Raw genomic sequence first — 14,609 nt, 5'->3', positions numbered from 1 at the left:
TAAAAAATAAGTAGAATGAAAAAGAATATTATAATATCGACGGCATTGGCAGCCATGCTTTTATCCTTTTCTTCGTGCGAAGGTTTCCTGACACAGGAAAACCCGAACAAGATCGCTGCCGAATCTTATTTCCAGACGGAAAATGATGCAGAACGGGCCTTGAATGGCGTTTATCTGGCTTTAAGGAGCAACAACTGCCTGGGAGAAGGGAGTACCATGTTCACGGAAGAGCGCTCGGACAATATGGGACGTCTGGATAACCAGTCCAGCTCAGGTGAGCCTTTCCAGTTTACCGATTTCTCCTTGTTGCCCAGTAATACCTATTTGAAGAACCATTGGGTGGCGATGTTTACGGCAGTCACCCGCAGTAATTTCCTGCTGACTTATATAGATGAGGTAGCCTTTGAAGATGAGGCGGTCCGCACGAGATATAAGGCGGAAGCCAAATTTGTTCGCGCCTTAGTCTATTTTCATCTGGTACGCAAATGGGGAGACGTGCCTTTGGTCACGACTTACCTGACGACAACGGAGGAGATCAATGCCAATACTTTCCGTGAAAAGAAAGAAACCGTGTATGCTCAAATCGTGCAGGACCTGAAAGATGCGTTGAACAGCGACCTGCCGGATATCCAGCCGGAGTCGGGGAAGGGACGGGCTTGTAAAGCCGCTGTCAGCGGATTGTTAGGACAGGTCTACCTGACGATGGCGACGACCTTGTCCGATGGAAACAAGGATTCGTATCTTCAGCAGGCGAAGAGCTATCTGGAGATGTGTTACGGCATGCGTAAGTTTGGTTCACTGAGCGAAATCCCGTACGAGGATGTGTTTGATGTGTCCAAGAAGTCGACCTGCCCGGAAATCATCTTCCAGATTGTGTACAAACAGGGGGATAAGGATTATTACTCCTCCATCGCTGCCAACAACCAGGCAAAAGGCGAAACGATAAACTCCCAGAAGAAATCGACCGGTGCCGGTAATTATGTGAATACGGATATCGTAAAGGAGTATGAAGAAACGGATTCCCGTAAGGAATGGTCGGTGAAATATGCGGATGATGCGGTTGCCAAATCCTATTTTATCACCAAATTCCGTGACGTCAGCGATGCTGCCGGGACACTGGGATATGGGGGTAACGACTGGATCTTGATGCGTTATGCCGATATTATCCTGATGCTGGCGGAAGTCAATATGTATCTGGGGAACGAAACGGCGGCTATCGGTTATCTGGATGAGGTGCGTGCACGTGCCGGAATGCCGGGTTATGCGGCAATGCAAAGTAATGTCGTTTATAAGACCTTATGCCCGACTCTCAAACTGGCAATCCTCCATGAACGCCGGGTTGAACTGGCATTCGAGAACCAACGCTGGTTCGACTTGCTCCGCTTCTTTACGGCGAACGAGTTGGTTACTTACATCCATAATAAAAAACAGGATGATTATGGCATCTCCAATATAAAGAATTTCGGCACGAAGGATATCTATTACCCGATTCCTTTCGACGAGTATAAGTTGAATCCGGAATTAATGTATCAGAATCCGGGATATTGATCGGACATTGAAAATAAGCAGATGAAATGTTTAGGAGGGCGTGTCAAAAGTAAGTTCTAATATTTTGATACGCCCTCTTCAGGCGTTATTTGTATAGTCCTTCCCGCGACAACAGGTGATCCAGGTTGGCAATGCCTAACGTTACGATCGCCATCACCGTAGCAGCCTGTTCCTGGTATTCCGGGATGCTCTTGTTGTAGGTGTCGCGTTCGGTATGCCAGATTTCGCCGTAGCTGAAGTTATAGCCTTTGATATCCTGTTCATTGAAGTCGATGGTGGGGACTGCTTCTATTGCAAAGACGGAAGCATCCGTGCCTCCCGGTTGTGTCGGCTTGGTGAAAGGGCCGGCTTCTTTTACTTCGAACGGATAGTCGGGACGGATTTTCCTGATCGGCTCGCAAATCTTGACGAAATCTTTATACATGGCCTTCGGCACGTCGATACCAACCGGAGGTGTCGGGCCACCATCGCGGTTGAAGAGGTTGGAGATTTTGTCTAACTTATCTTTATTCGCTTTCACCCAGGCTGTGGAACCGAGCAGGCCGAATTCTTCGCCGGCAAAGGCGCAGAACAGCATCGTCCGTTTAGGCTTTGCGCCGGATTTCATAATCATACGGGCAGCTTCCATAACCGGGGTCACACCGGAACCGCAGTCGACACCGCCTGTCGCTATGTCGAACGCATCCAGATGGCCGCTTGCCATGACATATTCGTTCGGATATTTAGTGCCCTTGATCTTTCCGATCACATTATGATATTTCACCGGGCCCATTCGGAAATGGTTGCGGATGTCGAATTCGAGGAAGAAAGTACGGCGTTCCTTGACCATCTGCTTGATGGTGGCATACTGATGTTCGTCGAGCTTGATGTCACAAACAGTCGGCAGGTTATCGAACGTGAAAGTCGGATCGTGCATGACTGCTTTATCGTAGAGCGCACGCAGCGGAACCGATGCCGATTGGATAAAGCCTAATGCGCCGGCTTCGCACATCTCTTTGTAAAACAATGCCGGAACATCTTCTTTCATGGGAAGGAGCGGGGTGTTCGTGTTGTTGCGCCAGTTGTCTTCCATGATCCGGCGGTTCTTTTTGGCAACCTCGTTGTTCTCGGCAATGATGGCGGCACGAATGGAATCGCCCTTGGCGGAACGATCGACAGGCCAGCCGACGTTCTTGCCGTTAATCAGGACCCATGCGCCTTTGAGTTGTCCTTTTATACGGTCGAACTCGCTTTGGGTAAGCGGTTCCTGCAGGACGTGTCCGCGCTGTACGCCTTTGGTTCCGGCTGTATAGGAGGGAGTGACGAAATGCAGTTCCATTCCGTTTTCGCCTAAAAGCTTGCCGAACCAGGGGCCGCGGTTGAAGCCCACCGGCAGTGTACCGGCTTCCTGAAGTTCGACTTCCAGTCCCCATTCCTTGAATTTCGAGGCGACCCAGTCGACGGCATTGTCATAGGCGTTCGAACCGATCACACGTCCTCCGATGCGGTTGGTCAGAACGTCCAGATGGTCCATCACCTGATTATCTGTTTGTCCGATTTCAATGATTTTGTTGACGGCCGCTTCCTGTGCCGGAACAGAATTGACAGCCATGCATGCCATAGCCGCCCAAATAAGTAACGCTCTTTTCATCTTTGTGTGTTTTTATAGTGATGCAAATTAAGAGATAAAAAGCACGTGTTCCAAATAGATTTTAAGGAAATATCATATAAACGTAACAAGTTCATATAGAAATAACAGAAATAAATAAATATCTTTGCAGCAAAATCCCGGGCAAGTGAAGTTGTTTCGCAATTCTATATTGAAGTACCTGTTGGTAGTGCTCTTTATCAGTTACTACGCAGGAGGTATTGCCTTCACTCACGTCCATCATTTCCCTACCTATACGATTATTCACTCGCATCCGTACCTGCCCGGCCAGGACGGCCAGCCTTTGCATGAGCATAGTTCGGCTGCGTTTGAAACGATCAATCTGCTGAACGATATTATATTGGAAGAGACGCCGGTCCTTGCGTTCAGCATTGCGTGGGTGCTTCTTGCAACATTTCTACTACAAAACATTTATAACTCTGTTTTCCGGATTATCCGCCACAGAAACCTGCGTGCCCCTCCTGTATTCATATAATAAAAAGGTATAGAGAAGAAGATTTATAATCAAACGCAATAATTACTTACATTATATGAAACGAATATTTTTACTGTTGCTCCCGGCAATGGTATTTTGCTCCTGTCATTCAAACCGGCAGGACGATGAGGCGGCTATTGCCGTGACATTAAAAGGAGATACGATACAGATCGGTGCAAACTCGCCGATCCTGTCCCGCCTGAAAACAGAAAAGGTGACGAGCGAACCCTATAGTATGGAGTTTAGTACATCCGGTGTGGTGAAAGCTATTCCGGCGAACTATGCGGAGATTGCTTCGCCGTTTGCCGGGCGTATCAGCAAGTCTTTTGTCCGCCTGGGGCAGAAGGTCGTGCCGGGCAGCCCTATATTTGAGATCAGCTCCCCGACATTTTTTGAAACGGGAAAAGACTATTACCAGGCCAAGCAGGAGATGGAGCTGGCGTTGAAGAGCCTGAAGCGCGAAAAAGACCTGCTGCAAAATAAAGTCGGCGTCCAGAAAGAGCTGGAAGAGGCCGAAGTGAATTACGAACTGAAAAAGAAAGACTACGAAAATGCGGAAGCAGCCCTGAAAGTGTTCCAGATCAATCCCGACGAATTGGTGTTAGGACAGCCGCTTGTGGTCCGTTCGCCGATAGCCGGCGAGGTGGTCAAGGACAACATCGTCATCGGACAGTATATGAAAGAAGATGCCGATCCGGTTGCAGTGATTGCTGACCTGAATAAAGTATGGGTCGTTGCTCACGTGAAGGAAAAGGATATGCGGCTGGTACAGGCGCTCAACGACGTGGAGATACGCCTGGTCGGAGCGCCGGAGCGACCGTTTACGGGAAAGATCTATCATATCAGTGAGATGCTGGACGAAGACACTCGTTCGGTGGAAGTGCTGATCGAATGCGATAACAGTGAGCGGCTGATGAAACCCGCCATGTATGGCATGGTCAAGCTGAGTGACAAGGCGGCCGAAGTGGTCCGTATCCCGACTTCCGCAATCTTGCAGGAGGAAGACGCCAACTACGTACTGGTGGCATTGGGCGGTAATAACTACCGGAAACAGAAGGTAGAGACCGGCGTCAGCAAGGATGAGAAGACGGTTATCCTGTCCGGATTGGTTCCCGGCGACGAGATTGTGACTACCGGAGCTTTTTACTTAATAGACGTACGGTAAGGCACTATGAAAAGGATCATTTATCTGGCGATACATCGGCGAGGCCTGATGTTCGTCCTGTTCCTGTTTCTGGCGGTTGTCGGTTATTATTCGTGGACAAAGTTAGCGATAGACGCCTATCCTGATATTGCCGATACGACGGTGCAGGTCGTCACCCAAGTGCCGGGCCTGGCAGCCGAGGAGATAGAACAGCAGATCAGTATCCCGATTGAACGTGCCATGAACGGGATGCCGGGATTGAATGTGATGCGTAGTAAGAATACATTCGGTCTCTCGACCGTCGTATTGGTTTTTGATGACGGCATAGAGGACTACTGGGCGCGTCAGCGTGTGCAGGAACGGCTGGTGGATGTGGAACTGCCTTATGACGCTGTGCCGGGGCTGAATCCGCTGACCTCGCCGACGGGCGAGATTTTCCGGTATGTGCTGGAAAGCGACCGTCTGGACCGTCGCGAGTTGACCGACTTGCATAAGTGGGTGATTATTCCGCGCTTGAAACAGGTGACCGGTGTTGCCGATGTCAGCAACTATGGCGGCATCACGACCCAGTATCAGATCGAAGTGGACCCGCACAAGCTGGATCAATACGATGTCACGTTAGGCGACATCACCGAGAAGATCGAAAAGAACAATGTGAATGCCGGCGGCAGTATGCTGAGCCGGGGTAACTTGAGTTATGTGATCCGCGGAATCGGTCTGGTGAAGGATTTGGATGATCTGGGGCGGATCGTGATTAAGACGGTGAACGGCGTGCCGGTCTACCTGAACGATCTCGGACGCTTAAAATATGGGAACTTAGAGCGTAAAGGCGTGTTAGGTTTTATGGATGGCACGCTCGATATTTCCGATGGTGTGGAAGGTATTGTCCAGATGTTGCGCGGCGAGAACCCGTCGCAGGTGCTGGAAGGCGTGCATGCCGCTGTCGAGGAACTGAATAATGAGACGTTGCCCGAAGGAACCCGCATCCATGTGTTTATGGACCGGACGGACTTGGTGAATACGACTTTGCATACCGTCTCGCATACGCTTTTCGAAGGGATGGTGCTGGTTATCTTGGTGCTGATTCTCTTCCTGGGAAGTTGGCGCGGGGCGTTGCTGGTGGCTTTGACCATTCCATTATCTCTGTTGATCGCTTTTATCCTGATGCATCTTACCGATATTCCGGCGAACCTGTTATCGTTAGGAGCGATTGACTTCGGTATCCTGGTGGACGGGGCGATCGTGATGATGGAAACGGTGCTGAAGAAGCGCGAACGGCATCCGGACGAAGTGTTGACGGAGGATTCGATCCTGCGCCGGACCACGGAAGTGGCACGGCCAATCTTCTTCTCTACTTTGATTATTATCACGGCTTATCTTCCGCTTTTCGCTTTTGAACATATCGAGCGGAAGCTGTTTACACCGATGGCCTATACGGTCGGATATGCGTTGTTAGGCGCTTTATGTGTAGCTCTGTTGCTGATTCCGGGACTGGCTTTCTATGCCTACCGCAAACCGCGTAAACAGTATCATAACCGTTGGTTAGAAAAGCTGTCGGAAATCTATAACAGGCAGATTACAGCTTTAATGGAAAAGCCGAAGCAGGTGTTGTTGCCGTTGGTCCTGATCCTGGTAGGCGCCGGTATTCTGAGTTATACCGTCGGGAAAGACTTCCTGCCGCCGTTGGACGAAGGGGCGATCTGGGTACAGGTGCAGCTGCCTCCGGGAATCTCGATCGAGAAGTCGAAGGAGATGGGAGCCGAGTTGCGTAAGACACTGAAGCAGTTTGAAGAGGTGTCGTATGTCATGACGCAGGTAGGCCGTGACGACGAGGGGGCGGAAGCGTTCTCCCTGTCGCATATAGAAGTCGGTGTCGGCCTGAAACCCTACAGCACCTGGAAGTATGGGAAGACAAAGGCGGATCTGATCGAGGAGATGTCCGAGAAGCTCTCTACCATGCCGGGCTATTCTGTCGGTTTCTCACAGCCGATCATCGACATGGTGATGGACCAGATTGCCGGTGCGCACAGTGACTTGGCGTTGAAAATCTATGGAGACGACATAATCGAAACGCGCCATATCGCCGATAAGGTAGCCAATGTCCTGAAGGCGATCCCCGGAGCGGCTGATGTGGCTGTGGACCAGGAACCACCTCTTCCGCAGCTCCAGATTATTGCTGACCGCGAACGTATTGCGCAGTATGGACTGAACGTCTCGGATGTGGCAGACCTGATCGAGCTGGCGATCGGTGGGAAAGCAATCTCACAGATCTTTGTCGGCAGTAAGAGCTACGATGTGATCTGCCGCTTCGACGACGCCAGCCGTAACTCTCCCGAACGGATCGGAAACCTATTGCTGACAACGGATGCCGGAACGAAGATCCCGCTTTCGCAGGTGGCCGCTATCAAGATGACGACTGGTGCGAGCACGATTACCCGCGAGATGAACAAGCGTCACCTGACCGTCCGCGTCAACCTGCGTGGCGTCGACCTGACGGCTTTCCTGAATAAGGCGAACAAGATAATTGACCGGGATGTGAAGTACGATCATGAACAGGTGCATCTGAAATGGGCCGGACAGTTCGAGAACCAGCATCGTGCCTACAACCGTCTGGCGGCGGTCGTGCCGTTGGCGTTGGGGATCATGCTGTTGCTGCTGTTTGCCGCTTGTGGCAAGTTTCGGCAGGCTGCCCTGATGATGTGTGTGGTTCCGCTGGCGTTGTTTGGCGGTATGCTGGCGCTGAATGTGCGGGGTATGACGCTGAATGTGTCGTCCGCAGTCGGCTTCATTGCCCTGATCGGTGTCGCGATCCAGAACGGGGTGATTATGATCTCGCATATCAATAACCTGCGTACCCGCGGACGCGATTTCAAGGAATCGGTTATTACCGGGACGAAGCACCGTTTCCGTCCGATCCTGATGACGGCGACGGTTGCTGTGCTCGGTTTGCTTCCGGCATCGCTCAGTACCGGTATCGGTTCGGATGTGCAGCGCCCGTTAGCAACGGTGATCGTGTATGGTCTGTTGTTTGCGACAATCATCACCCTGTATGTGCTTCCGGCTCTCTATTATATGGTGGAAAAACATTACCTCAACAAAGAACCCCTCCGCGAAGTGGATAAAAATATCGGTAGCGGGGAGTCGTTGTTATAAGTGCGGACTGTACGATGTAGTAACATCCGAGTGTCCGATGTGGTAACATCGTAGTGTCTTATGTGGTAACATCCGATGCCCGGAGCAAAGACAGTTATTTTCTTTTTTGCTATTGTTGAATATTAAAGAATAAACAGACAAATGAAACTATACATATCTATCGCCTGCCTATGTGCAACACTGACAGCCTCAGCCCAGCAGATCATCCCCCTTTCCTATCACCAGTATATGGAAAAGGTGGCGGAAGGGAATCTGGAATATGCCGCCGAACGGCTCAACGTGAATGTCTCTGAAGCGGAGGTGACGGCAGCCAAAGTGTTTAATGATCCCAATCTGGCCGTCTCTTATTATAATAACGAGAATAACAACCTTCAGATGGGAGAAGGGGTGGAAGTCGAACTGAGCAAGACCTTCAGTTTCGGCAAGCGTGGTGCGGGGATCGCCCTTGCCCGCAGCGAAAGCGAACTGACGAAGGCATTGCTTGCCGACTATTTCCGTAACCTGCGTGCCGAAGCGACCGTTTCCTATCTGGAAGCCTTGAAGCAATACGAACTGTACAAGGTAAAAGAGAATGCCTACGAGACGATCCGGCAGCTTGCCGAAAGCGACAGTGTACGCTATCGGTTGGGGAAAATCATGGAGATCGATGCTACACAGAGCCGCTTGGAAGCCGGAATCCTGCATAACGAACTGCTGCAGGCCGACGCCGAGTTGCAGAATGCCTTCTCCAATCTGAACCTCCTGACCGGTACACTTGCCCACGATACCCTTTTCCAGCCGGAAGCCGTTCTGCGCATATCGCCGCGCGAGTTTGTGATGGCCGATCTGCTTTCGAATGCGGTAGAGAACCGGGCTGATCTGGTTGCCGCGCTCAAGAATAAAGAAGTCGCTTCCCGTGCCTTGAAAGTGGCCCGGCGCGACCGGAATACGGATGTGGATCTTTCCATCGCCGTCAGTCGCAATGCCCGGGTGCACAATGAAGAAGCGCCTGCTCCTCCCTTTACCGGGGTGACGGCAGGTGTTGCCATCCCCTTGAAGTTTTCCAATTTCAACAAGGGGACAGTCCGTGCCGCCCGCTTCCGCGAGCAACAGGCCGAGACGCAATACCAGCAGGCTTTATTGCAGGTGCAGACAGAGGTGATGCAGGCTTATCGCAGCTACCAGTCTTTCTCCAAACAGGTGGAGCATTACGAGAATGGTATGCTAAGCCAGGCGCGTGAAGTGATAGACGGGAAAATCTACAGCTACAACCGGGGCGAAGTCTCACTTCTGGAAGTACTGGACGCACAACGGACGTATGACGACGTGCAAGCCCAATACATCGAAACGTTGTTTAACCACAGCACCGCTTTGGTTGAGTTGGAGAAGAGCGCTGGGGTTTGGGATGTAGAACTATAGAGGCGGCTTGGGTGCTTCGCTTTGATCAATATGGATGACCTTTCGTGCTTCCGAAGTCGTAAACAAGAAGTTGAAGCGTACGACGTTCGAGAGGGAAGCCAAAAGTGATACATTCATTTTCTCAAGAGCCTTTTACTTAACCACCTCCTTACCGGTTCGTCGTAAAGTTTCAGGCAGAGGTAAGCTAAAATGATGCTGCCTGCGTAGATTGCTATTGCCATGGGCCAGATTTCGGCGAAGGTGTAGAGTTCGTTGTCTATCAGCCAGGCGTAGAACAGGTACATGATCGGGTAGTGGACGGCGTAGAGAGGATAGGAAATGTCACCTAAGAATTTGCAAACCTGTGTGGAACGTTTGTCCGTCGTCCTGCCCGAAGCGCCCAACCAGACAAGGACCGGAAAAACAAGGATGATGCAGATCGCTTCGAAGAGCCCGTTGAGGCTGAAAGGGACTTCTGCCTTCAGGTAAGGTACACAGAAAAGAAGAAGCAGGACGGCCGAGCAGATCCAGAAAGCGCCTCTCATCTTGAACGGTTTGAAGTTGCGGGATAACAACATTCCCAACGAGAAGGGGAAAAGCATACGCAAGGAACCGCCGAGGAAATTCACGCCGTCGAGCGTCCAGCCCACACCGATCATGTCATATCCCGAAACGTCGAAAAGAGTGAATCCCGCCAGCCCTGCACCTAACAGGACGACGAGCACGGTCAGGGCTTTGGTGGAAAGGCGGTGGATGAAGAGGGCGTAAAGGATGTTGCCGATATATTCGAAAAAGAGCGACCAGCTCGGGCCGTTGAGCGGAAACATCTCACCGTTGCCACGCACCTCATATCTCGCACCGGGCAGGGCGGGGATGAAAAACATCGCGCAAAGTGCGGACAACATCACGGCCGAGACCGCCATGTGCTTGCCGTCCCACTGGACGGAGCCTTGTATGAAGAAGGCTATCGCCCCTAAAATCACTCCCATGATGATCATCGGATGAAGACGGATCAGGCGTCGCTTGAAAAAGTTACCGGTCGTCATCGTTTTCCCCAAGCGGTCGTCGTAGGCGTAACCGATGACGAAGCCGGAGAGGATGAAGAAAAAGTCGACAGCTAAGTAGCCGTGGTTGATGGTTGTAATCGGAGTCCCTCCGGCGGCAAAGGAAAGGCCCTCGAAGATGTGGTAGAAGACAACCAGCAGGGCTGCCACTCCACGCAAGCCGTCGAGGAGCTCGTAATGAGGTTTGCTGTCCGTAAATGCGGCTGAAGGGATTACTGTTTCTGACATGGATATTGATTTTGAATTAGATATTACAAACAGAGGGGGGGCATCAAAACAGGGGATGTGTCAAAAGTCCTATTTATAGCGTCTGTGTCCTGGCGGGCTTGACCCGCCATCTCATACTAATTACTGTAAATCAGCTTAGGATGAGGTTGCGGGTCAAGCCCGCAATGACACGCTAAAGCGTTAGAACTTACTTTTGACACACCCCCTTTTATTTTTTAATTCTTAATTTTTAATTCTTAATTCCCTACAGCCATTCTCCCATGAACGCATCCATCTCTTCCGCATGCGCTTCAAGGCTCTGGAGGAGCTTGAACTGTGCTTTCGTACGGATCAGGTTGTGTTTGGGGCTGTGGATTTTGTAGTATGTATCGCCGTTGATGTAGTCGGTCAGGAAACGGACGGTCTGCATATAAGTCAACAGGCGGCCTCCATACGGGAGCAGCTTGATCTCCGTCGGTGTCAGGAATGACTTGGCTTTCTCCATGTAGCCGCGCGTGTAGGCTTTGAAGATGTCCATGTTGACGTTGACGTTGTCCAGGTTCTCGTCGTCTTCGGCACCGGTGTTGGCTCCTGTGCGGATGAAGTCGCCGATGTCGGACAGGACGAAGCCTGGCATGACGGTGTCGAGGTCGATCACACACAAAACCTTGTCGGTTTCGGCGTCGAACATCATGTTATTGACTTTCGTGTCGCAATGGTTCGTACGTTTCTTCAGCTTGCCTTCGCGGTAGAGGCGTTCCTGGATGCACATGGCTTCGGCGCGTTTCTCGATTTCGTCGATCAGGTCTTTCACTTCGTCCAGACGTCCGGCGGCATTCGCTTTCACGGCGTCGTGGAACTGTTCGAGACGGAACTCCATGTTATGGAAGTTGGGGATCGTTTCGCCCAGCGTTCCTTCCGGAATATCGGACAGCATGGACTGGAAGTCGCCGAACGCCTTGCCGGCTTCGTAAGACAGTTCGGGTGTCACCTCTTCGTAGCTTTTGCTGTTCGGAATGAACAGGCATACGCGCCAGTAGCTGTCGCCGTCGAAGTAATACAGTTTGTTGTCTTTTGTCGGAAGGAAGGTCAGCACCTTGCGGTCGATGTCGCTTTCGCCTTTTTCCTCCAGTTTCTTACGGATATGTGAAGTGACGACCTGGATGTTGTTTTGCAACATGTCCACATTGGTGAAGATCAGGTGGTTGATGCGTTGCAACACGTATTTGATTTCGCCTTTTTCGTTCGTTACTTTCAGCGTATCGTTGATGTGTCCGTTTCCGAATGGTTCTGCGGAAACAACTTTCTCTGTGAGCTGGAACTGGTCCAGGATGTTCAGCAATTGTTCTTTAGTTTTTGACATGGTATAATGTTAATTGATAAATGAAACTAAGCTGGTACACTGTTTTCATAAAGGAACTCAGGAGCGAATCCGATCTCATTATTCCAATCGATCGTAAAAGGATCAATATTGAATCGTTTGAAATAATTCAGATCACGAAGTTTGCTGCAAATTCCTTTAGACAGCAAGGAAGAAAAATCCATTAATTTTTCCTGGCCGTCACTAAACCAAATACGTAAAATATAATCGTGGACGTATTCGGCTTTTAATACAGTAAGCAATTTATTTCCGTTCATGATGCAATACTACTTTAAAGGCTCAATTTTTAACGGCGCTTCATAATTGCAGAGACGTTCCCAATTTGCCAATAATTCGTCTTTATGTAAGTCAAGCCATTCATAAACCAACGTCAGAGCCCTTCTTGGCAAACAGCCTGTAATAATACCGTCTTTTATGGTGATTATCGCTTTATATTCCTCATACCATATATGGAAATGGGGAGGATTATGTTCATTTATATACATATAAATAACAATTCCATAGAAACGACTGATCTCTGGCATAGTTGACTGTTTAGAATAACTTTTAGACAAAGATATGTATTTCTTTCCAATCTTCTATGTTTTGTTCTGTGTAATCTGCTATTTCATCTTATAAACGGAATGTAATGATAATAAGAAAGGCCATCCCGTGAAGGACAGCCTTTCTTATTTCTTTTTATAATTGTCAATTGTCAATTCTACATTGTCAATTGAATAATTATTTCTTGTTGCGGTTACCGTAGCGGCTCATGAACTTATCGACACGTCCGGCAGTATCCACCAATTTAGCCTTACCTGTGTAGAACGGGTGAGATGTGCTGGAGATTTCGACTTTTACCAACGGATAAGTAACGCCGTCAATTTCGATCGTTTCTTTTGCATTGATAGTAGAACGAGTGATAAATACGTCCTCGTTTGACATGTCCTTGAATACTACAGGACGATAGTTGTCAGGATGAATTCCTTTTTTCATTGCTTTGTTATCTTATTTTTAATTTATATTCTTATTACTTAGTCTGGTAACCGGTATTTTGGGTTGCAAAGGTATGGATTAGAGTTGAACTAACAAAGAAAATCCAAGTATTTTTTCTCGGAAGTCTACTTTTGCGTTATTTTACATGTTCAAAAGCATAATGTTCACGGATAGTTATTATCTTTGTGCAAGATTTTCAATCATTAACGTAATAACATATACAACAATGGTAAATTACAAAGATTTAGGTTTGGTGAACACAAGAGAAATGTTCGCTAAGGCCATCAAAGGCGGATACGCTATTCCGGCTTTCAACTTCAACAACATGGAACAGATGCAGGCTATCATCAAGGCTGCTGTAGAAACAAAGTCTCCGGTTATCCTGCAGGTTTCCAAAGGTGCACGCCAGTATGCTAATGCAACTCTGTTGCGTTACATGGCTCAGGGTGCGGTTGAATATGCTAAGGAATTAGGATGTGAAAAACCTCAGATCGTTCTTCACCTGGATCACGGTGATACGTTTGAAACTTGCAAGAGCTGTATCGACTCCGGTTTCTCTTCTGTCATGATCGACGGTTCTCACCTGCCTTATGAAGATAACATTGCGTTGACTAAGAAAGTAGTTGAATATGCTCACCAGTTCGATGTAACCGTAGAAGGTGAACTGGGTGTTCTGGCCGGCGTTGAAGACGAAGTTTCTTCCGACCACCACACTTATACGAACCCTGAAGAAGTAATCGACTTCGCTACTCGCACAGGTTGCGATTCTTTGGCTATCTCGATCGGTACTTCTCACGGTGCTTACAAGTTCACTCCGGAACAATGCACAATCGACCCTGTTACAGGCAAGATGGTTCCTCCTCCATTGGCATTCGACGTTTTGGACGCTGTAATGGAAAAACTTCCGGGATTCCCTATCGTTCTTCACGGTTCTTCTTCTGTTCCGCAGGAAGAAGTTGAAACAATCAACAAATATGGTGGCGCTTTGAAGGCTGCTATCGGTATTCCTGAAGAATGGTTGCGTAAGGCTGCTACATCTTCTGTTTGCAAGATCAACATCGACTCAGACTCTCGTCTGGCTATGACTGCTGCTATCCGTCAGACTTTCGCTGAAAAACCGGCTGAATTCGACCCGCGTAAATATCTGGGCCCGGCTCGTGATAACATGGAAAAGCTGTACAAGCACAAAATTATCAATGTACTTGGTTCTAACGACAAACTCTAATTCCTGCAAGGGAACGAGATATAGGAAAGGGGCGCCGGTGGGCGTCCCTTTTTTTATTTCGCCCAGCACGACATATCCTAACGGGTGTAAGTCCCTAATGCGCCCTGACAACGGTAAGCATACGGTTCACCCGATAATCATTGGGGATAACCACAAGGATGAGGCAAATTATACAATAACCCTCTTTTTGGGCGTTTTTCTATTTCGTCCGAAATCTTGATCCATTTTAGATTGACTCTTTTCACGGTTTTAATCTTCTTTACTGACAACAGATGGAGTGAGGTGCGCAGTCCGTTGCGAAAAACGTGCAATTTGATTACCAAAAGAAGGAAACACCGACAATGTGATAAAGCTTAACTCCCGGAGAATCGAATATTTGAAAATAAAACGGACGGCGTTCCAAATATCGCAA

At 49.1% G+C, this 14,609-nt stretch carries 12 protein-coding genes; 6 read left to right on the top strand and 6 right to left on the bottom strand.

Annotated features, from left to right (window positions below):
- Positions 1 to 15 precede the first annotated feature (15 nt).
- The gene (locus DWU89_RS15085; RefSeq protein ID WP_187574942.1) at positions 16 to 1,548 is read left to right on the top strand and encodes a RagB/SusD family nutrient uptake outer membrane protein; all 1,533 of its coding nucleotides are present in this window, start codon (positions 16 to 18) and stop codon (positions 1,546 to 1,548) included.
- Positions 1,549 to 1,633: 85 nt separating this feature from the next.
- On the opposite strand, the gene DWU89_RS15080 is transcribed toward DWU89_RS15085, so the two are convergent.
- Positions 1,634 to 3,178 carry a M28 family metallopeptidase gene (locus tag DWU89_RS15080; protein ID WP_115500462.1) on the bottom strand — a complete coding sequence of 515 codons (1,545 nt, stop codon included), beginning with the start codon at positions 3,176 to 3,178 and terminating at the stop codon, positions 1,634 to 1,636.
- A gap of 145 nt (positions 3,179 to 3,323) precedes the next feature.
- On the opposite strand from DWU89_RS15080, the gene DWU89_RS15075 reads away from it, so the two are divergent.
- From DWU89_RS15075 to DWU89_RS15060, 4 genes are all read left to right on the top strand, one after another.
- Complete coding sequence (locus DWU89_RS15075; RefSeq protein ID WP_115500479.1) at positions 3,324 to 3,671, top strand: hypothetical protein; 348 nt, start codon at positions 3,324 to 3,326, stop codon at positions 3,669 to 3,671.
- Between the two features lie 55 nt (positions 3,672 to 3,726).
- Positions 3,727 to 4,836, top strand: a complete 1,110-nt coding sequence (locus tag DWU89_RS15070) for an efflux RND transporter periplasmic adaptor subunit (protein WP_115500461.1) — start codon at positions 3,727 to 3,729, stop codon at positions 4,834 to 4,836.
- Positions 4,837 to 4,842: 6 nt separating this feature from the next.
- Positions 4,843 to 7,968: an efflux RND transporter permease subunit gene (locus DWU89_RS15065; protein WP_115500460.1), complete on the top strand. Its 3,126-nt coding sequence runs from the start codon at positions 4,843 to 4,845 to the stop codon at positions 7,966 to 7,968.
- Positions 7,969 to 8,109: 141 nt separating this feature from the next.
- Positions 8,110 to 9,366, top strand: a complete 1,257-nt coding sequence (locus tag DWU89_RS15060) for a TolC family protein (protein WP_115500459.1) — start codon at positions 8,110 to 8,112, stop codon at positions 9,364 to 9,366.
- A gap of 113 nt (positions 9,367 to 9,479) precedes the next feature.
- On the opposite strand, the gene DWU89_RS15055 is transcribed toward DWU89_RS15060, so the two are convergent.
- The 5 genes from DWU89_RS15055 to DWU89_RS15035 form a co-directional block, all read right to left on the bottom strand.
- Positions 9,480 to 10,637: an acyltransferase family protein gene (locus DWU89_RS15055; RefSeq protein ID WP_115500458.1), complete on the bottom strand. Its 1,158-nt coding sequence runs from the start codon at positions 10,635 to 10,637 to the stop codon at positions 9,480 to 9,482.
- A gap of 244 nt (positions 10,638 to 10,881) precedes the next feature.
- Positions 10,882 to 11,979: a phosphotransferase enzyme family protein gene (locus DWU89_RS15050; protein ID WP_115500457.1), complete on the bottom strand. Its 1,098-nt coding sequence runs from the start codon at positions 11,977 to 11,979 to the stop codon at positions 10,882 to 10,884.
- A gap of 26 nt (positions 11,980 to 12,005) precedes the next feature.
- Positions 12,006 to 12,254 carry a DUF2442 domain-containing protein gene (locus DWU89_RS15045; protein ID WP_115500456.1) on the bottom strand — a complete coding sequence of 83 codons (249 nt, stop codon included), beginning with the start codon at positions 12,252 to 12,254 and terminating at the stop codon, positions 12,006 to 12,008.
- Between the two features lie 9 nt (positions 12,255 to 12,263).
- Entirely contained in the window at positions 12,264 to 12,521 is a 258-nt protein-coding gene (locus DWU89_RS15040; RefSeq protein ID WP_115500455.1) for a DUF4160 domain-containing protein, read from the bottom strand.
- Positions 12,522 to 12,717: 196 nt separating this feature from the next.
- Complete coding sequence (locus DWU89_RS15035; protein ID WP_008150452.1) at positions 12,718 to 12,972, bottom strand: type B 50S ribosomal protein L31; 255 nt, start codon at positions 12,970 to 12,972, stop codon at positions 12,718 to 12,720.
- Between the two features lie 226 nt (positions 12,973 to 13,198).
- Here DWU89_RS15035 and DWU89_RS15030 point away from each other — a divergent pair, with 226 nt between their 5' ends.
- Positions 13,199 to 14,197 (top strand): class II fructose-bisphosphate aldolase, encoded by a 999-nt coding sequence (locus DWU89_RS15030; RefSeq protein ID WP_115500454.1) that lies wholly within the window; start codon positions 13,199 to 13,201, stop codon positions 14,195 to 14,197.
- Positions 14,198 to 14,609: the final 412 nt, after the last annotated feature.

This window comes from Parabacteroides acidifaciens (genome assembly GCF_003363715.1).
In the GTDB taxonomy this organism is placed as follows: domain Bacteria; phylum Bacteroidota; class Bacteroidia; order Bacteroidales; family Tannerellaceae; genus Parabacteroides; species Parabacteroides acidifaciens.
Note: the sequence above shows the minus strand (reverse complement) of the source record. Positions and strands in the feature narration are given on the sequence as shown.